The organism is Saccharothrix algeriensis, assembly GCF_016907655.1.
Taxonomy (GTDB): Bacteria; Actinomycetota; Actinomycetes; order Mycobacteriales; family Pseudonocardiaceae; genus Actinosynnema; species Actinosynnema algeriense.
Window position 1 is genome coordinate 1897080 of record NZ_JAFBCL010000001.1, and the last position, 18469, is coordinate 1915548.

14 protein-coding genes are annotated in these 18469 nt (G+C 76.0%); 11 read left to right on the forward strand and 3 right to left on the reverse strand.

Annotation, left to right across the window (positions count from 1 at the left end; translation table 11 throughout):
• The first annotated feature begins 16 nt into the window (after window positions 1-16).
• Together JOE68_RS08320 and JOE68_RS08325 are read left to right on the forward strand one after the other, a co-directional pair.
• On the forward strand, window positions 17-2023 hold the full coding sequence (locus tag JOE68_RS08320) for a substrate-binding domain-containing protein (protein ID WP_204841750.1): 2007 nt from the start codon (window positions 17-19) through the stop codon (window positions 2021-2023).
• Window positions 2016-3257, forward strand: a complete 1242-nt coding sequence (locus JOE68_RS08325) for an ABC transporter substrate-binding protein (protein WP_204841751.1) — start codon at window positions 2016-2018, stop codon at window positions 3255-3257. Before JOE68_RS08320 ends, JOE68_RS08325 begins: the two co-directional genes overlap by 8 nt.
• Here JOE68_RS08325 and pnuC read toward each other — a convergent pair.
• Together pnuC and JOE68_RS08335 are read right to left on the reverse strand one after the other, a co-directional pair.
• A complete protein-coding gene (gene pnuC, locus JOE68_RS08330; RefSeq protein WP_204841752.1) occupies window positions 3244-3873 on the reverse strand; it encodes a nicotinamide riboside transporter PnuC in 630 nt (209 codons plus the stop codon). The genes JOE68_RS08325 and pnuC overlap by 14 nt on opposite strands.
• A gap of 568 nt (window positions 3874-4441) precedes the next feature.
• Window positions 4442-5956, reverse strand: a complete 1515-nt coding sequence (locus JOE68_RS08335; RefSeq protein ID WP_204841753.1) for an alpha/beta fold hydrolase — start codon at window positions 5954-5956, stop codon at window positions 4442-4444.
• 191 nt (window positions 5957-6147) lie between these two features.
• On the opposite strand from JOE68_RS08335, the gene JOE68_RS08340 reads away from it, so the two are divergent.
• The 5 genes from JOE68_RS08340 to JOE68_RS08360 all read left to right on the forward strand — a co-directional run bounded on the left by JOE68_RS08340 (window position 6148) and on the right by JOE68_RS08360 (window position 10953).
• Complete coding sequence (locus JOE68_RS08340; RefSeq protein WP_204841754.1) at window positions 6148-7335, forward strand: PucR family transcriptional regulator; 1188 nt, start codon at window positions 6148-6150, stop codon at window positions 7333-7335.
• Window positions 7336-7507: 172 nt separating this feature from the next.
• Window positions 7508-8446: an ACP S-malonyltransferase gene (locus JOE68_RS08345; protein WP_307819574.1), complete on the forward strand. Its 939-nt coding sequence runs from the start codon at window positions 7508-7510 to the stop codon at window positions 8444-8446.
• Window positions 8443-9420, forward strand: coding sequence for a beta-ketoacyl-ACP synthase III (locus JOE68_RS08350; RefSeq protein WP_204841756.1), 978 nt, complete (start codon window positions 8443-8445; stop codon window positions 9418-9420). The genes JOE68_RS08345 and JOE68_RS08350 overlap by 4 nt, the downstream gene beginning before the upstream one ends.
• Before the next feature lie 61 nt (window positions 9421-9481).
• Window positions 9482-9721, forward strand: coding sequence for an acyl carrier protein (locus JOE68_RS08355; RefSeq protein WP_204841757.1), 240 nt, complete (start codon window positions 9482-9484; stop codon window positions 9719-9721).
• Window positions 9718-10953: a beta-ketoacyl-[acyl-carrier-protein] synthase family protein gene (locus tag JOE68_RS08360; protein WP_204841758.1), complete on the forward strand. Its 1236-nt coding sequence runs from the start codon at window positions 9718-9720 to the stop codon at window positions 10951-10953. Before JOE68_RS08355 ends, JOE68_RS08360 begins: the two co-directional genes overlap by 4 nt.
• 96 nt (window positions 10954-11049) lie before the next feature.
• Here the strand turns inward: JOE68_RS08360 and JOE68_RS08365 are convergent, their stop codons facing one another.
• Entirely contained in the window at window positions 11050-11619 is a 570-nt protein-coding gene (locus JOE68_RS08365; RefSeq protein WP_204841759.1) for a hypothetical protein, read from the reverse strand.
• A gap of 487 nt (window positions 11620-12106) precedes the next feature.
• On the opposite strand from JOE68_RS08365, the gene lanKC reads away from it, so the two are divergent.
• The 4 genes from lanKC to JOE68_RS08385 all read left to right on the forward strand — a co-directional run bounded on the left by lanKC (window position 12107) and on the right by JOE68_RS08385 (window position 18356).
• On the forward strand, window positions 12107-14638 hold the full coding sequence (lanKC, locus tag JOE68_RS08370; RefSeq protein ID WP_204841760.1) for a class III lanthionine synthetase LanKC: 2532 nt from the start codon (window positions 12107-12109) through the stop codon (window positions 14636-14638).
• A 30-nt stretch (window positions 14639-14668) separates the two neighbouring features.
• Window positions 14669-14830, forward strand: coding sequence for a SapB/AmfS family lanthipeptide (locus JOE68_RS08375; protein WP_204841761.1), 162 nt, complete (start codon window positions 14669-14671; stop codon window positions 14828-14830).
• Between the two features lie 152 nt (window positions 14831-14982).
• The gene (locus JOE68_RS08380; RefSeq protein WP_204841762.1) at window positions 14983-16653 is read left to right on the forward strand and encodes an ABC transporter ATP-binding protein; all 1671 of its coding nucleotides are present in this window, start codon (window positions 14983-14985) and stop codon (window positions 16651-16653) included.
• The gene (locus tag JOE68_RS08385; RefSeq protein ID WP_204841763.1) at window positions 16653-18356 is read left to right on the forward strand and encodes an ATP-binding cassette domain-containing protein; all 1704 of its coding nucleotides are present in this window, start codon (window positions 16653-16655) and stop codon (window positions 18354-18356) included. The genes JOE68_RS08380 and JOE68_RS08385 overlap by 1 nt, the downstream gene beginning before the upstream one ends.
• Window positions 18357-18469: the final 113 nt, after the last annotated feature.

Consider the following 18469-nt stretch of genomic DNA (forward strand, 5'->3'; position numbering starts at 1 on the left):
CCGGACGATGTTGGCGGTGGACGTGTCCGGCTTCGGCGCGCGCGCCCTGAGCCAGCAGCAGGCCGTCCGGCACGGGCTGTACGAGGCGCTGCGCGCCGCGTTCGCCGAGTGCGGCGTCGAGTGGACCGACGACTGGGACGGCACCTACCACGAGGACCGGGGCGACGGGCTGTTCGTCCTGGTGCCGGCGGACGTGCCGAACAGCCGGGTGGTCAGCACCCTGCTGCACGAGCTGGTGGGCCAGCTCCGCCGGCACAACGCGGTGTCCGCGCCCGGGGCCCGGATCCGGCTGCGCGCCGCGATCACGGCGGGCGAGGTGCTCAACGACGGCAACGGCGTCATGGGCGAGGGGCTGGTGCTGGCCTTCCGGCTGCTGGAGTCGGCGCCGCTGCGCGCCGAGCTGGAGCAGCGGCCCGGGGTGCTGGCGCTGGTCGTGTCCGACCGGTTCTACCGGGACGTGGTGCGGCAGGACCCGGGGTGCGACCCGGACTCCTACCGGGCGGTCGCGGTGGAGGTCAAGGAGGTGCGCGGCACGGCGTGGATCTGCCGGCCCGACCACCCCGGTGAGGCGCGGCCGGCGCCGGCGCGCTGGCGACCGCCGCGCCTGCCCCGGCCGCGGTGGTCGGCGTCGGTGCTCGCGGTGCTGCTGGCCGTGCCGCTGGCCGGCGACGTGCTGCTCGCCGCGCCCGCGCCGGTCCCGCCGTGCCCGGACCCGGTGCAGCTCAACGTGCTGGTCTCGGCGGAGAAGGCGGAGGTGGTCGGCGGGCTGGCGGCCGACTTCGAGGCGGGCTCGCGCGCGTTCGGCGGCAGCGGCTGCAAGCAGGTCGACGTGCACGTCGCGGTCGGCGCGTCCGCGGCTGCGGCGGTGGCGGTGCTGGGCCGCGGCTGGCCCGACGGCGACCTGGTGGCGATGGGGCCCGAGCCGCACGTGTGGCTGCCCGACACCGGCTGGGAGGTCCAGGAGGTCCGCAGGGCCCTGGCCGACGGCGGGCGCACCGACGTGGAGCTGGACGAAGCGGGCCCGATCGCCTACTCGCCGCTGGTGCTCGGCGTCCCCGCCGCGCGGGCCGCCCGCGAGCCGGCCTTCCGGTGGCGCGACGTGGCGGCGTTCCGGCCGCTGGCGGTGATCGACGCGGACGCCACGGGCGCGGGGCTGGCGGCGGCCGTGGCGCTGGCGCGGGCGCAGCTGGGCGTGACCGACGTCGACCGGGCCGCGCTGCGCGGTCCGGGCGCGGCGCGGCGGCTGCGGGACGCGGCGCTGCTCACCGCCCCGTCCGGGGCCGAGGTGTGCCCGGCGGCCGACCGGGCCGTGCTGGCCTCGGAGAAGGCCGTCCGCGACCTGGGGTGCCTGGCGCCGCTGTACCCGGTGGACGGCACGCTGCACCTGGACCACCCCTTCGTCGCCGTGCACCGCGTGAACCTCCCGCGCAACGCGCGGCGGGACCGGGTGGTCGGGCTGTTCCTGGCGCACGTGCGCTCGCCGGAGTCCCAGGGCGCGCTCCGGCGCGCCGGTTTCCGGGACCGGGGCGGGGTGGCCGAGTCGCACGACGGCATCCGGCCGGCCCGCCGGCCCCGGCTGCCGGTCGAGGCCGACACCGACGCCGTGCGCGCGGCGTGGCGGGCGGCGAACCGCACCACCCGCGTGGTGCTCGCCGTCGACGGCTCCGAGCGCGCCACCCGGCTGGCGGACCGGCTCGCCGAGCGGGTCGCGCCGCGCGGCGAGGTGCTGCGGCTGGACTTCGCGCCCGCCGACCTGGCCGGCGTGGTGGAGCGCGCGGTCCGCGAGCACGGCGCGGACCAGCCGGTCGTGGTCCTCAGCGGCGACGTGCGGCCCGCCGGGCCGGGGGCGGGGCCGGCCGCGCCGGTGACCGTGCTCGGCGTCGGCCCCGCGGCCGGGGCCTGCGCGGAGGGCTCCCAGCTGGGCGCGTTCCGGGCCGCCTACCGGGGTGACTGCTACGAGGAGCCGGACGCGGACCGGGCGCTGGACCTGGTCGCCGGCGGGCTGTGGGGTCCGGATGGGTAGGGCGTCGGCGTGCCTGGCGCTGCTGTGCCTGGTGGCGGCCTGCGCGGTCCCGGTGGCGGACCCGGCGCGCGACGGCCGGGGCCGGATCACGTTCGTGGACAGCCTGGACCTGTCCGCCGGGCGGCAGATCGAGCAGCGCGTGGCCGAGTGGAACCGGCGGGCGAGCCGGCTGGAGCAGGTCAACTACGTGCCGATGCCGACGCCCACCGACGCCTACCGGGCGCAGCTGATGGCCCGCGCGCAGGACCTGGCGGGCGCTCGCGGCGACGTGCGGGCGCAGTGCTACGACGTGGTGACCCTGGACGTGGTGTCGACCGCGGAGTTCGCCCAGGCGGGGCACCTGGCGCCGCTGTCGCCCGCCGAGTTCGCCACGGACCGGTTCATCCCGGCGGCGGTGCAGTCCTCGACCTTCCGCGGGAAGCTGTGGGCGGTGCCGTGGCGCGCGGACGTCGGCGTCCTCTACTACCGCTCCGACCTGCTGCGCGAGGAGGGCCACGCCGTGCCGCGGACGTGGGAGGAGCTGGAGCGGACGGCGGAGGCGGTCGCGCCGGAGCACGGCGTGCACGGCTACATCGGCCAGCTGCGCCAGTACGAGGGCCTGACGGTCAACGCGCTGGAGGCGGTGTGGGCGCACGGCGGCGACGTGGACCGGCTCGACGGGCCCGGGGCGCGCGCGGGCATCGGGATGCTGGCGCGCGGGATCGAGCGGGGCTGGATACCGGAGGAGGCGCTGGACCACGACGAGTCGGCCGGCCTGGACGCGTTCCTGCGGGGCCGGGCGCTGTTCATGCGCAACTGGCCGTACGCGCGGGCGCAGCTGGACGCCTCGCCGCTGCGGGACCGGTACGGCGTGGCCGCGCTGCCCGGGTCGGGCGCGCTGGGCGGCTGGAACGCCGCCGTGTCGCGCTGCTCGGTGCACCAGGCCACCGCGCGGGAGTTCATCCGGTTCCTCACCGGCGACGCCGGCCAGCGCGCCCTGCTGGAGCAGGCGGGCTACCCGCCGACGCTGCGCGCCCTGTACCGGGACCCGGAGCTGGCCGGCCGCCTGCCGCACCTGGACGTGCTGCGCGACGCGGTGGAGCGGGCCCGCATCCGGCCGCAGTCCGCGCACTACGACGAGGTCAGCCGGGTGGTGCAGCGGGCGGTGCACAGCGCGCTGCGCAACCCGGAGTCGCTGGAGGCCGAGCTGAGACGGCTGCCCGCGGACGTGGCGACGGCGTTCAGCGGGCGGTAGCGGCGGGGGCGGCGGCCCGCTTCGCCGCGCGGTTCCAGCCGACCCAGCCCCGGACGACCAGGGCGGTGAACACCGCGTAGACCAGCGCGCTGAAGTACAGGCCGGAGTGCAGCTGCAGCGGCACGCCGATCGCGTCCACCGCCAGCCACACCAGCCAGAACTCCACCAGGCCCAGGCCCTGCAGCGCGAACGCCAGCACCGTGCCGACGAAGATCGCCGCGTCCGGCCACGGCGCCCAGGACGCGTCCAGCGCGTCCAGGACCGGGGCGAACGCCGACGTGCCCAGCACGAAGGCGACCACCACCGCCACGCGTTCGCGGGTGGTGCCCCGGCGCACGACGACGCCGAACACCGGGTCGCGGCGGCGCGTCCAGGACCACCAGCCGTAGGCGGTGATCAGCGCGATGACGACCTGGCGGGACGCGGTGCCGCCGAGGTGCGCGGAGAGGTAGACGACGAACAGCAGGGAGACCGAGACGAGCTGCACGGGCCAGGTCCACAACGACCGGCGCTGCGCCAGGTGGACCACCACCAGGGCGGAGACCTGGCCGGTGAACTCGGCGTAGGACACCTTCTGGCCGAAGACCGCGAAGCCCTGGTCCAGCAGGACGCGCATCGGGCCCTCCCCTCGTCCCTCGCGGGAACACCGGCCGCAGCCGGCGGATTCCCGGCGTAACGAGCCCCACACGGCGCGCGGGCGCCGCGGTTCCGGCGGGTGCGCACCGCCCCTTCGCCGCGCGGGGAACCCGCCCCGGTGCGGTCCCGCTGCCGGCCGCGCTGGGCTGAACGGGTCGGGCGCATCACCCGGCAACCTGAAGCAGCCGCACGAAAGAGTGACTGGCGTGGCGCGATTCCTGGAAGCGGTCCAGAGTGGAATCACCGGTGGGGACCGGGGAGAGGGAAACGCCCGATGCGCCTTGAGCGCGTCGGGCGTTTCCGGTTCCACGGGTCGGCCACGCGCGGGCGCGCCCACTCCCATGGAGCGGCCACACGCGAACGCGCCCACTCCCGCGGAGCGGCCACGCGCGAACGCGACGGCCCGCGCGCGGACGCGGCCACCCGCCGACGTCCGCCGCGCGGTGCGGCTGCGCGCGAACGCGACGGCCCGCGCGCGAACGCGGCCACCCGCCCCGGACCGGGCGGGGTCGCCGGGTCCGGGGCGGGTGGCCGCGGGTGGTCGCAGGTCAGGCGCCCTCGGTCCACGCCGCCAGGCCGCGGCCGGCCAGGAAGGACTCGACGTTGGCCGCCGAGGTCGGCGCGTCCGGGGCCGGGCGCGGGTCGCCGGCGCAGGCGGAGCTGCTGGGCGGCAGGATGCCGTCCACCAGGTAGCGGTTCACGATCCGGTTGACGCAGGCGTTGCCGCTGCCGTAGATGCCGTGCTTGCCCTCGTCCCGCACGGTGACCAGGCTGTGCCCCAGCCGGGACGCCATGGCCGGGCCGCTCTCGTACTGGGTCTGCGTGTCGCCCTCGGCCTGCACCACGACGCCGATCGGGTAGCCCTGGCGGCGCAGGACCACCGGCTTCTCCGGCGGGGTGAAGGAGCGGAACGTGCAGGTGGTCGGGGCGGCCCGCAGCACGCCGAAGCCGTACGGGTAGCGGTCGCGGAAGACCCGCATGTCCTCGTAGTAGGACTCCACGTCGGTCGGCCAGTCGGCCTCGCAGGTGACGGTGTCGAACACGCCCGAGCGCAGGTCCTTCTTCGCCGCCTTGGCCATGACCAGGCCCGACTCGGCCGGCGCGCCGTCCTTGAGCTGCCCGACCGTGGCCGCGACCTCCGCCCACAGCGGGCGGTAGCGGGCGCCCAGGCCCACCGCCGCGTCGAAGGTCGTCCGGGTCTGCTCGCCCATCGGGCTCACCGCGAGGCGGGCCGCGACCTTCTCCACCAGGGCCAGCACCTCGGCGGCCGTGGCGCCCAGCTTGAACCGGTCGTCGCGGCCGGCCGCCCACTCGGCCCAGGCTTCCACGTTGCGCCGGTAGGCGACGGCCTGCTCCAGGAACTGCTCGCGCCAGACCCACTCGGGGTGCACGGCCGAGTCGAGCACGCTGCGGTCCAGCCGGTCGGGGAACAGGCTGCCGTAGACCGCGCCCAGGTAGGTGCCGTACGAGTACCCGAGGTAGCTGATCTTCGGCTCGCCGAGCGCGGCCCGCACCACGTCGATGTCCCGCGCGGTGTTGGCGGTGCTGATGTGCGGGCGGATGGCGCCGCCGGCGCGCTGGCAGGCGTCCTCGGCGGCGCGCGCCTCGGCGGCCCACCGGGGGAAGTCGTCGTCGGCGGGCCGGGTGTCGACCTTGGCGAAGTCCGGCGACGTGCGGCAGGTCAGGGCGGTCGAGCCGCCGACGCCGCGGGGGTCGAACCCGATCAGGTCGTAGACGGCCGCCGCCGGCGACTGGGCCAGGAACTTGGGCATCGTGATGCCCGAGCCGCCCGGCCCGCCGGGGTTGAGCACCAGCACGCCCCGCCGGCGCGCCGGGTCGGTGGCCTTGCGGCGGCTGATGTGGAGGGATATCCGGTCCGCTGCGGGGCGGGCGTAGTCCAGGGGCAGGACGACGTCGGCGCACTCCAGGCCGTTCTGGCAGGCGCTCCAGGTGAGCTTCTGGCCGGTGAACGGCGCCAGCGGGTCGGTCGTGCCGAACGTCGGCGCGGTCGCCGTCGACAGCACCGCGGCTGCGACCAAGCCGACTGACACGTATCTGCGCATGGCGACCTCCCGGGGAAGTGGCGGATCGCCCCGAAGGTAGGGCCGTCGGCCCGCGTCGACCGGCTGAGTCACTCGTTGGTGTGGGCGGGGCCCACCGGCGGCGGACCGCCGCGCCGCGGGGTGGTGGTCACCCGGCCGGTGCGGCGGGGGCGTGTTGCACCGCCCGGCCGGCGGCGTGCGATCGTGGGGGTATGAGCAGCTCAGCCAAGGTGTCGCCGGTGCTGTCGCGGGAGACGTTGCGGACCTTGCAGCTGGCGTCCGGCGACCTGGCCGCGGCCGGCGTCGCGGAGATGGAGGAGCGGCTCCCGTGGTTCCGGCGGATGCCGGCCGACCAGCGGGCCGGCGTGCTGCTGCTGATCCAGAACGGCGTCGCCGGGTTCGTCTCCTGGCTGAGCGACCCCCAGCAGGCCATCCGGCTGACCGCCGAGGCGTTCCGGTCCGCGCCCAAGGACATCTCGCGGTGGGTCAGCCTGCGGCAGACGGTGGAGCTGGTGCGGATCGCGCTGCAGCTGTTCGAGCAGCGGCTGCCGGAGCTGGCCGCCGACGACGCCGAGCGCGCGCTGCTCACCGAGGGCGTGCTGCGGTACGGGCGGGAGATCGCGTTCTCCGCCGCCACCTCCTACGCCGCCGCCGCCGAGGCGCGGGGCGCGTGGGACGCCCGGCTGGAGGCGCTGGTGGTCGACGGGATCGTCCGCGGCGACGCCGAGGAGGCGCTGCTGTCGCGGGCCGCCGCGCTGGGCTGGGACCCGGCGGCGGAGGCGACGGTGCTGGTGGGCAACCCGCCCTCGGACGACCCGCCCGCCGTGGTGTTCGAGGTGCGCAGCCGGGCGGCGCGGATGTCGCGGCCGGTGCTGCTGAGCGTGCAGGGGTCGCGGCTGGTGGTGGTGCTGGGCGGCGAGACCGGGACCGGGGACGCGCTGGTCCGGCTCGCCGACGCCTTCGGGGCCGGGCCGGTGGTCGCCGGGCCGTCGGTCTCCAGCCTCGCCGAGGCGCACCGCAGCGCGGGCGACGCGCTGTCCGGGCTGCGGGCGGTCGTCGGGTGGCCGGCCGCGCCCCGGCCGGTGCGGTCGCTGGACCTGCTGCCCGAGCGCGCGCTGGCGGGCGACCCGGAGGCCGAGTGGCAGCTCGTGGACCGGGTGGCCCGGCCGCTGGAGGAGGCGGGCGGGTCGCTGCTGGCGACCGTCGACGCGTTCCTGGAGGTGGGCGGCGTGCTGGAGGCGTGCGCGCGCAAGCTGTTCGTGCACCCGAACACGGTCCGCTACCGGCTGCGCCGGGCGACCGAGCTGACCGGGCGGAACGCGAACGACCCCCGCGACGCCCTGGTGCTGCGCGTGGCGCTGTCCGTGGGGCGGCTGGCGCGGGCGCGCGGGCTGTGGTGACACCCGGTCGGGTGTGATGGAGGACGCACCGCCCAGTCGGGACGGGGGATGGGACGCCTCCGACAACACCCGACGTGGTTGAACGGTCATCCCTGCGTCACATTTGTAGGAACCCCACAACTGCGGTCCTCGGGTTTCGTCAGTGGCGGCATCCCCCGCGACCACCGGGAACGTGTTCAGTGAGCGGGTGATCGCGCTCCTCGCCCCCGGACAGGGGTCCCAGACACCCGGCATGCTCGCCCCCTGGCTCGAAGTCGAGGGGGCCGCGCAGCGCGTCGCCACGTGGTCGGAGCGGACGGGCCTGGACCTCGCGCGGCTGGGCACCACGGCCGAGGCCGAGGAGATCAAGGACACCGCCGTCACCCAGCCGCTGGTCGTGGCGCTCGCGCTGCTGGCCTTCGAGGAGCTGCGCCGCCGGGTCGAGCTGCCGGCCGACACCGTGGTCGGCGGGCACTCCGTCGGCGAGCTGGCCGCCGCCGCGGTCGCGGGCGTGCTCGACGCCGACGACGCCGTGGCGCTGGCCGCCGTGCGCGGCGCCGAGATGGCCGCCGCGTGCGCGCTGGAGCCGACCGGGATGGCCGCCGTGCTCGGCGGCGCCGAGGAGGCGGTGCTGGCCAGGCTCGACGAACTCGGGCTGGTCGGGGCGAACCGGAACGGCGCGGGGCAGATCGTCGCCGCCGGGCCGCTGGACGCGCTGGACAAGCTGGTCGACAACCCGCCGGAGGACGCGAAGATCCGCAAGCTCCAGGTCGCGGGCGCGTTCCACACCCGGTACATGGCGCCGGCCGAGGAGGCGCTGCGGTCCCGCGCCGCCGGCATCGCCGTGGCCGACCCCGTTCTCCCGCTGCTGTCCAACGCCGACGGCGCCGTGGTGTCCTCCGGCGACGAGGTGCTCAACCGGCTCATCTCCCAGGTGACCCGCCCGGTGCGGTGGGACTCCTGCCAGGCGGCGCTGCGCGCGCGCCCCGTGTCGGCGGTGGTGGAGCTGCCGCCCGCGGGCACGCTGACCGGCCTGGCCAAGCGCGAGCTGAAGGGCACCCCCGCGGTGGCCCTCAAGACCCCCGACCGCCTCGACCAGGTCGTCGCCCTGATCGAGGGGGCTTCCGCGTGACCTCCCTCGCGGCGCGCGCGGCCTCGCCGGGCTCGCGCATCGTCGGGCTGGGCAGCTACCAACCCGAGACGGTCGTCACCAACCACGACCTCGCGCAGACCATGGACACCAACGACCAGTGGATCCGGGAGCGCGTCGGCATCGTCAGCCGCCGGTTCGCCAAGCCGGACGAGTCGCTGGTCGACATGGCGGTCGAGGCGGGCGCGAAGGCCGTCGCCGACGCCGGGCTCGCGCCCACGGACGTCGACGCCGTGCTGGTCGCGACCTGCACCATGCCGTCGATGATCCCCAACGCCGCGGCCCAGGTCGCCGAGCGGATCGGCGTGACGGCCGCCGCCGCGTTCGACCTCAACGCCGCGTGCGCGGGCTTCTGCTACGCCCTGGCCACGGCCTCCGACCTGGTCCGCGCGGGCACCGCCCGGCACGTGCTGGTGATCGGCGCGGAGAAGCTCACCGACTGGGTGGACCCGACCGACCGGTCCACCGCGATCATCTTCGCCGACGGCGCGGGCGCGGCGGTCGTCGGCCCGGCCGACGAGCCGGGCATCGGCCCGGTGGCCTGGGGCAGCGCGGGCGAGCTGGCGGACATGATCCAGGTGGCCGACCGGCACTCCCACATCACCCAGGAGGGCCAGGCGGTCTTCCGCTGGGCGACCACGCAGATCGCGCCCATCGCGCTGCGGGCGGTGGAGCTGGCCGGGATCGCGGTGTCCGAAGTGGACGTCTTCGTGCCCCACCAGGCGAACCTGCGGATCGTGGAGGCGATCGCGAAGCGGTTGCGCGCCAAGGGAGCCCGCGAGGACCTCGTGGTCGCCCGTGACATCGTGGACTCCGGCAACACGTCCTCGGCCTCCGTCCCGCTCGCGCTGGACCACCTGCGCGCGGCGGGCGAGGTGCGCGGCGGGGACGTCGCGCTGCTCGTCGGCTTCGGGGCGGGGCTGTCCTACGCCGGGCAGGTCGTCCGACTGCCGTGACCAACACCAGACTCCGGTGGGACACCCCAGCCGGCGGGAAGCACGAAGGAAGGGATTTTCAGTGAGCAACGAGGACATCCAGAAGGGGCTCGCCGAGATCGTCGAGGAGGTCGCCGGCGTCGAGGCGGCCGACGTGTCGGCCGACAAGTCCTTTGTGGACGACCTGGACATCGACTCGCTGTCCATGGTGGAGATCGCCGTGCAGGCCGAGGACAAGTTCGGCGTGAAGATCCCGGACGACGAGCTGGCCAACCTCAAGACCGTGGGCGATGCGGTCAACTACATCGCCAGCCACGCATGACCGCTGACAACGACGTCGTCGTCACCGGGCTGGGTGCCACCACCCCGCTCGGTGGCGACGTCGCCACGACCTGGGATGCGCTGCTCTCCGGCCGCAGCGGCGTCACGCCGCTGGACACCGAGTGGGCCGCGAAGTTCGAGCTGCCGGTGCGCATCGCCGCGCGGCTCGCGGTCGAGCCCACCGAGATCCTGCCGCGCGTCGAGGCGCGCCGGCTGGACCGCTGCGAGCAGGTCGCGGTGGTCGCCGCCCGCCAGGCGTGGGCGGACTCCGGGCTCGGCGACGGCGGTGTCGACCCCGAGCGGCTGGGCGTGGTCGTGGGCACGGGCATCGGCGGCGCGATGACGCTGCTGGACCAGGACGACCTGATCGAGACCGTCGGGTTGCGCAAGGTGTCCCCGCTGACCGTCCCGATGCTCATGCCCAACGGCCCGGCCGCGCACGTCGGCCTGGACCTGAAGGCGCGGGCGGGCGTGCACGCGCCGGTGTCGGCCTGCGCGTCCGGCGCGGAGGCCCTGGCGTGGGCGTGGCGGATGCTGCGCGCCGGCGAGGCCGACGTGGTCGTGGCGGGCGGCGCGGAGGCGTGCATCACCACGATCACCATGGCGGGCTTCATCCAGGCCCGGACCATGAGCACCCGCAACGACGACCCGGAGCGGGCCTCCCGGCCGTTCGACGTGGCCCGGGACGGCTTCGTCCTCGGCGAGGGCGCCGGGATCATGGTGCTGGAGCGCGCGGAGTTCGCCCGCGCGCGCGGGGCGCGGGTCTACGGCAGGCTCGCGGGCATCGGCACCAGCTCCGACGGCCACCACATCACGGCGGCGGACCCGGAGGGCATCGGCCAGTCCCGGGCCATCGCGGCGGCGCTGCGCAGCGCGGGCGTCGACCGGGTCGACGTGGGCCACGTGAACTGCCACGCCACGTCCACCCAGGTGGGCGACGTGATCGAGCCGCAGGCGGTGCGCCGGGCGATCGGCGACCACCCGGTGCTGACCGCGCCGAAGGGCAACCACGGCCACCTGCTCGGCGCCTCGGGCGCCGTGGAGGCGATCACCACCCTGCTGTCGGTGCGCGACGGCGTCGTGCCGCCGACGCTGAACCTGGAGGACCAGGACCCGAAGGTGCAGCTGGAGGTCGTCACCGGCGAACCGCGCAAGGTCGACCTGACCGCGGCGGTGAACAACTCGTTCGGGTTCGGCGGGCACAACGTCTCGCTGGTCTTCACCAACGCCTGAGCGGGAGCGCCCGGCGTGCGCGGGAACGCCCCGCGGCAGGGGCGGTCCCCCGCCGGCAGGGCCGCTTTCCCCAGGGGGGCGGCCCTCCCGGCGTTGTCAGCAGGCGGCGGACTGGGAGCTGGAGCCCTCGGTGCCGAAGTCGACGCGCAGCGAGCCGCCCTCGGCCTGCAACGGGTAGACCACCCGCCACGCGATGCAGTCCACCGGGAGGTCGGCCGGCGCCTTGGCGACGTCCTGGGTGCTGACGAACGACATCAGCACGCGCAGGCGGGTCGGTGAGACGGTCTCCACGCGGTGCACCTGGATGGTGCCGTCGCGGGAGGACTCGTAGTCGGACTCCCAGCGGGCGCGCGGGGTGCGGTTGACGCGCTCCTCGGTCACGGTCCCGGCCCACCGGTCGTAGTCGTGGGCGTTGATCGCGTCGAAGTGGCTCTGGAGCACCTCGCGGACGCGCTCGCCGTCGGGGTGCAGGGCCGCGTCGATGCTCAGCTGCACGGCGGGGCTGCCGGGCTGGGCCTCGCGCGGCACGGGCGAGGCGGAGGGCACGGCGATCCGGTCGCCGACGGCCTGCGCGGGCCGGTGGTAGGCGTCCCGGGCCAGCACGCCCGCACCCGCGGTCAGCGCCGCCACCACCAGCACGGCGGGCAGCAGGAACCGGGACGACACGGCGACGAGCGTGCCACACGGCCGGCGACGGGCGCACATCACCCGGACGGGGTAGCCGCGAACCCCATCCGTGCGGTCCCCGGCGCTCGCGACCAGCAGCCATAAATGCCCGGACCCCATTTTCGCACCCTTCCGGACCACCGGTCGGCCTATTCGGACGCACTACGCGGGATAATCCCCCGACAGGAGCAGCGGCACCGGCCGGACCGCACAACGGCGGAGTTTCCGGCGGCTTTGCCGGAAAACCGCTGCGCAGCCCGTGAACGATCCCGTGCCGTGTGGTGACAACGCCCTCGAAGGACTACCCGGAGCAGCGTCAAACCTGGCGAACGGGTGAACCTGTTGATACTGATGACACCGAAAGTGCTGGTGACCGCAGTCCACGCCATCACGAATGGAGCACCCGACTCCCCGATCTGGTGGATGGCGCCCGCTCGCCGGCCATGCGGGAATATGCCGGTCGAGAACAGCCGAGGAGGCGATCAACGTGGATCTCCGCTATGAGGCTTACTGCTTCGCGGACCGCCTCTTCTACGATGTGCAAAGCACTTCCGAAACCGCCGACGACGATTTCTCGCGGGCCCTGCCCCCGCTGCCCGCGGACTGGTCGCAGACCGACCTCACGATCTGGCGCTACCTCCAGCCGGCCGGGGCGCGGCTGCCCGAGCAGGGCTGGAAGATCCACGTGTCGGCCACCGTGCGCAACGCCGGCGAGGTGCTGCTGACCGCCTACGACTACCTGGTCGAGCGCCGCATCCCGTTCAAGTACCTGCGCACCCGGGGGATCGTGCTGGCGCGCAACTCGAAGTACGCGCCCCGGGAGGCCAGCGGCAAGCTGATCACCGTCTACCCGGCCGACGAGGCCCAGCTGGCGACCGTCCTGCGCGAGCTGGACGCGCTGCTCGCGGGCAGCCCGGGCGCCTACATCCTCAGTGACCTGCGGTACGGCGCGGGCCCCCTGTTCGTGCGCTACGGCGGGTTCGTGGAGCAGTGGCTGGAGGTCGAGGGCAAGCGGGTGCTGGCCATCGCCGGCCCGGACGGCGCCCTGGTGCCCGACCGGCGCAAGCCCACCTTCCAGGTGCCGGACTGGGTCACCCTGCCCGCCTGCCTGGAGGAGCACCTGGCCGCGCGGCGGGCGGGCGACGCCGAGTCCTTCCCGTACCGGGTGACGCAGTCGCTGCACTTCTCCAACGGCGGCGGCGTGTACCGGGCGACCCGCCGGTCCGACGGCGCGCAGGTGGTGCTCAAGGAGGCCCGGCCGCACGCGGGCCTGGACCGGGAGAACGTCGACGCGGTGGCCCGGCTGCGCCGCGAGCACGACGTCCTGACCCGGCTGGCCGGCGTGCCCGGCGTGCCGGCGGTGCACGAGCGCTTCACCGCGTGGGAGCACGAGTTCGTGGCGATGCAGCCGGTGCCGGGCCGCCCGATCGGCCAGTGGCTCGGGCAGCACTACCCGCTGACCCACCACGAGGTCGGCGACGTCGCCGGCTACGCCGAGCGGGCGCTGCGGATCGTCGCGGCGGTCGAGCGGATCGTCGACGACGTGCACCGGCGCGGCGTGGTGTTCGGCGACCTGCACCCGCTCAACGTGCTGGTGGACGACGACGACTCGGTGTCGCTGATCGACTTCGAGCTGGCGTTCCCGGTCGAGGAGGACCGCAGGCCGACGCTGGGCTCGCCCGGGTTCCAGGCGCCGCCGGACCGGTCCGGGTTCGGGATCGACGAGTACGCGCTCGCCGCGCTGCGGCTGTACGTGTTCCTGCCGCTGAACGCCGTGGTCGAGCTGGCCCCGGTGAAGCTGCGCACCCACGTGGAGTTCATCCGCCGCCGCTTCGGCCTGCCCGACGAGTACTGCGACGGCATCCTGGCGGTGCTGACCCCGCGGGTGGACCCGCCCGCCGCGGTCGCCACCCCGCTGGACGAGCCGCGGCCGGACTGGGCGGTCGTCCGCAAGTCCGTCGCCGCCGCGATCCTGGCCAGCGCCACGCCGCACCGCACCGACCGGCTGTTCCCCGGCGACGTCGAGCAGTTCGAGGTCGGCGGCGCGTGCTTCGCCTACGGCGCGGCGGGCGTGCTGCACGCGCTGGACGCCGCCGGCGCGGGCCGCTACCCGGAGCACGAGCGGTGGCTGCTGGACTCGGTGCGCCGCGACCCGCCGAAGGAGGCCGGCTTCTTCACCGGCGCGCACGGCATCGCGCACGTGCTGGAGAACTTCGGCTACCACGACGAGGCCGACGAGCTGGTCCGCGCCTACGCCGAGCTGCTGCCCGCCACCGGGGACCACGGGCTCAACTCCGGGCTGTCCGGGGTGGCCCTGAACCTGCTGCACTTCGCCCGCGCCCGCGCCGACGAGACCTACGCCGCGCAGGCGGTGCGGCTGGGCGAGCGGCTGCTGGGGATGCTGGCGGACGCGCCGCCGCCCGGCGACAAGGCCCGCGCGGGCCTGCTGCACGGCTGGTCCGGCCCGGCGCTGCTGTTCACCCGGCTGCACGAGCGGAGCGGCGACCGGCGCTGGCTGACCGCCGCCGAACGCGCGCTGGAGCGCGACCTCGCCGAGTGCACGACCGCCCTGGACGGCTCGACGCAGGTCCGCGACGGCAACTTCCGCACCCTGCCCTACGTGGGCGTGGGCAGCGCGGGCATCGCGCTGGCGCTGGCCGAGTTCGCGCGGGTCGCGCCGGGCGCGGCGTGCTCGGCCCGGCTGCCCGAGCTGCTCGACGGCCTCACCGGCGAGTTCGTCATCCAGCCCGCCCTGGCGCTGGGGCGGGCGGGCCTGCTGGCCGCGCTCGCCCACGGGGGCGGGTCGCGCGCGGCGGTCGACCGGCACCTGGGCGCGCTGGCCTGGCACGCCGTGCCCTACCAGGAGGGCCTGGCGTTCCCCGGCATCCAGCTGCGCCGGCTGTCGATGGACCTCAACACCGGCGGGGCGGGCGTGCTCGTGGCGCTCGCGTCCGCCGTGGACGGCAGGCCCGTGCTGCCGTTCCTCTCGGCTCCGGCCCACCCGGGTCGGTCGCAGTAACCCGTTCCCCCGATGATCCAAGGAGTCGACATGGAGTTCATCCTCGACCTGCAGGACCTGGAGACGCCCGAGGTCCAGGCCAACGCGATGGCCAGCGGCGGCAGCAGCGGCGGCGGCGGCAGCACGACCGCCTCCAACGCGTCCCTGCTGCTCCCCTGCAGCCACTCCACCGTGAGCCTGATCCTCTGCTGACCAGCGCCGCGCTGAGCAGGGGGTGAGCGGCGCAGGCGAAGTGCGCCGCTCACCCGACCACACGAGGGTCCGGCGGCGGTCTCCCGGCTCCACCCGGGCGGCCGACGCCGGGCCCTCGCCCATGATGCGCCCCGCGAACCGCTGGAGCACCGATGCTGCTGAGAACGGTCGTCCTGCGCGACCCGCGCTGGCTGCTGCTGGCGGTCAACGCGCTGCTGGCCACCACCGCCGGCCTGCTGCTGCCGACCGCGCTGGCCGCCGCCGTGGACTCGGCGCTGGGCGGGCGGGCGGACCCCGGCGCGGTGCTGTGGCTGGTCGGGCTCGCGGGCGTGGAGGTGGTGGGCGACGCGGTCGGCGTCGTCCTGGCGGCGGCGATCACCGCGCGCGGCACGGCGTGGCTGCGCCGCCGGCTGACCTCCCGCCTGCTGGAGTCGGGCCACCCCGGCCGGTTCGAGGCCGGTGACGCGGTCAGCCGGCTGACCGGTGACGGCGCGATCGCGGGCGGGTTCGCCGTGCTGCTGGTCAACCTGGGCGTCACGGTGCTCACGGCGTGCGGCGCGGTGGTCGCGCTGGCGCTGCTGGACTGGCGGCTCGCGGCGGTGTTCCTGCTGAGCCTGCCGCCGGCGCTGCTGCTGGTGCGCTCGCACCTGAAGCTGACCACCGAGGACGTGACCACCTACCAGGAGGTCTCCGGCGAGCTGTCCGCGCGGCTGCTGGACGCCGTCGGCGGGCTGCGCACGATCGCCGCGTCCGGGCGGGCCGACCAGGAGGCGGCGCGGGTGCTGCGCCCGCTGCCCCGGCTGGCGGCGGCGGGCGTGGGGATGTGGCGCACCCAGGCGCGGATGATCTGGCGGGCCGGGCTGCTGCTGCCCGCCGTGGAGCTGGCCGTGCTGACCGCCGCCGGGTTCGGGGTGGTCGCGGGCCGGCTCAGCGTCGGCGACGTGCTGGCCGCGCTGGGCTACGCGGGGCTGGGCATGGCCGTGGTGGGCCAGGCGACCGTGCTGACGGCGCTCCAGCGGGCCCGCGCGTCGGCCGCGCGGGTCGACGAGGTGCTGACCGCGCCGGGAGTGGCGGACCCGGCCGGGCGGGAGCCGGCGGGACGGGAGCCGGTCGAGCGGGACCTGGTCGAGCAGGACCCGGCCGGGCGGGAGCCGGTCGAGCGGGAGCCGGTCGCGGTCGGAGCGGTCGAGCTGCGCGGTGTGTCGGTGGCCGGGGCCCTGCACGAGGTGGACCTGCTGGTGCCCGCCGGGGCGTTCCTGGCCGTGGTCGGGAGGTCCGGCGCGGGCAAGTCGGCGCTGGCGGCGGTGATCGGCGGGCTGACCGAGCCCGCCGCGGGCCGGGTGCTGCGCGGCGGGTCGGTCGGCTACGCGTTCGAGCGCCCGGCGCTGCTCGGCGCGACCGTCGCGGACGCCGTCGGCTACGGCACGTCCGCCGGGCGGGACGAGGTGCTGGCCGCGTGCCGCGCCGCGCAGGTCCACGACGTGGTGGTGCGGCTGCCCGCCGGCTACGACACGCCGATGGCCGACACGCCGCTGTCCGGTGGCGAGGCGCAGCGGCTCGGGCTGGCGCGGGCGGTCGTGCGCGACCCGGCGGTCCTGGTGCTCGACGACGCGACGGCCAGCCTGGACACCGTGACGGAGTCCACCGTGGAGCGCGCGGTCGAGACCGCGCTGCCCGGCCGCACCAGGGTCGTGGTGACGCACCGGGCCGCGACCGCCGGCCGGGCGGACGCCGTGGTGTGGCTGGCGGACGGCCGGGTGCGGGCGGTCGCGCCGCACTCGGCGCTGTGGGGCTTCGCGGAGTACCGGGAGGTGTTCGGCTGATGGGCCCCTACTTCCGGGCGTTGGCCGGGCGCCGCCGGGCGGTGCTCGCGCTGCTGGGCTGGTCGGTGCTGGAGGGCGTGCCGGCGCTGCTGTCGGGCCGGCTGGTGGGCCTGGCGGTGGACCGCGGCTTCGCCGTCGGGGACGTGCAGGCCGGGATCGGCTGGCTGGTGGCGTTCGCGCTGGTCGCGGTGCTCGGCGGGTTCGGGCTGCGGCAGGTGTTCACGCGGCTCGGCGACGTGGTGGAGCCGCTGCGCGACGCCCTGGTGACGGCGGTCGTGCGCGGCGTGCTGCACGACGGCCGGTCGCACCGGCGGCAGCCGGACGCGAGCGCCGTCGCGCGGATCACCCGGCACGTGGAGGTGGTGCGCGACGCGACCGCCGGGCTGCTGGTGCAGGCGCGGGCGCTGCTGGTGACCACGACCGCCGCGCTGGTGGGGCTGGCGACGGCGGTGTCCTCGCTGGCGTGGCTGGTCGTGCTGCCGGTGGTGGCGGCGCTGGTGCTGTTCGGCGCCCTGCTGCCGTCGCTGGCGCGGGGCCAGCGGGAGCTGGTGGTGGCCGACGAGGCGGCGGCCGAGGCCGCGGGCGCCGTGCTGCTGGGGATGCGGGACGTGGTGGCGTGCGGCGCGCGGGACCACGCGGCGGCGGACGTGCTGCGGCAGGTCGACCGGCAGGCGGCGGCCGCGGTGCGGATGGCGTGGGCGACGGCGCTGCGCGGGGTCGTGATCTCCGTCGGCGGCTTCCTGCCGATGGTGCTGCTGCTGGTGCTGGCGCCGGGCATGGTGGCGGCCGGCGCGCTGACCGCGGGCGAGGTGCTGGCGGCGGTGGTCTACCTGAGCACCAGCGTGCAGCCGGCGCTGCGGCGGCTGGCCGACACGACCAGCACCGTCGTGCTGCGGCTGGCGGTGGCGCTGCGGCGGCTGGCCGAGGCCGCGCCGGAGGTCGACGAGCCGACGGGCGACCTCGTGCCGGACGCCGGCGGCGTCGAGCTGCGCGGGGTGACGTTCGGGTGGGGCGAGCACGCCGAGCCGGTGGTGCGCGACCTGGACCTGATGCTGGCGGAGGGCTCGCACCTCGCGGTGGTGGGGCCCAGCGGGATCGGGAAGTCGACGCTGGCCGGGCTGGTCACCGGGCTGGTCGCGCCGCGGTCGGGCGCGGTGCTGCTCGGGGGCGTCCCGGTGCGGGAGGTCGCGCCGGCCGAGCGGCGCCGGCGGATCGCCCTGGTGCCGCAGGAGACCTACCTGTTCACCGGGACCGTGCGGGACAACCTGGCGCTGCTCGCGCCGGCGGCGTCGGACGCGGCGCTGCTCGCGTCGGTCGAGGCGGTGGGCGCGGCGGAGGTCGTCGCGCGGCTCGGCGGGCTGGGCGGCGCGGTGGGGCACGCGGGCGGGGGCCTGTCGGCGGGCGAGGCGCAGCTGCTGGCGGCGGCGCGGGTCCACGCGTGCGAGGCGGACCTCGTGGTGCTGGACGAGGCGACCTCCCACCTGGACCCGGCGGCGGAGGCGGTGGTCGAGCGGGCGTTCGCGGCGCGGGGCGGCACGCTGGTCGTGATCGCGCACCGGCTGTCCTCGGCGCTGCGGGCGGACCACGTGCTGGTGATGGACGGCGGCGCGCCCCTGCTGGGCACGCACGAGCGGCTGATGGCCGAGTCGGCCGCCTACGGCGAGCTGATGGCCGCGTGGAAACCCGCGGTGGCCGCCGGGTGATTTTACGGTGGACGAACAACGGTGGTCCGACGACCGGTGGAACAACGGTGACGGGCGTTGTGCGGCGGTGCGCCGGTTTGCGGGCCGCGGCCCCCGGTAACAATTTTACCGGT

Coding starts and splice junctions, on each gene's coding strand:
- JOE68_RS08325 (WP_204841751.1), top strand. CDS start 2,016: ATGGGTAGGGCGTCGGCGTGCCTGGCGCTGCTGTGCCTGGTGGCGGCC.
- pnuC (WP_204841752.1), bottom strand. CDS start 3,873: ATGCGCGTCCTGCTGGACCAGGGCTTCGCGGTCTTCGGCCAGAAGGTG.
- JOE68_RS08335 (WP_204841753.1), bottom strand. CDS start 5,956: ATGCGCAGATACGTGTCAGTCGGCTTGGTCGCAGCCGCGGTGCTGTCG.
- JOE68_RS08340 (WP_204841754.1), top strand. CDS start 6,148: ATGAGCAGCTCAGCCAAGGTGTCGCCGGTGCTGTCGCGGGAGACGTTG.
- JOE68_RS08360 (WP_204841758.1), top strand. CDS start 9,718: ATGACCGCTGACAACGACGTCGTCGTCACCGGGCTGGGTGCCACCACC.
- JOE68_RS08375 (WP_204841761.1), top strand. CDS start 14,669: ATGGAGTTCATCCTCGACCTGCAGGACCTGGAGACGCCCGAGGTCCAG.
- JOE68_RS08380 (WP_204841762.1), top strand. CDS start 14,983: ATGCTGCTGAGAACGGTCGTCCTGCGCGACCCGCGCTGGCTGCTGCTG.
- JOE68_RS08385 (WP_204841763.1), top strand. CDS start 16,653: ATGGGCCCCTACTTCCGGGCGTTGGCCGGGCGCCGCCGGGCGGTGCTC.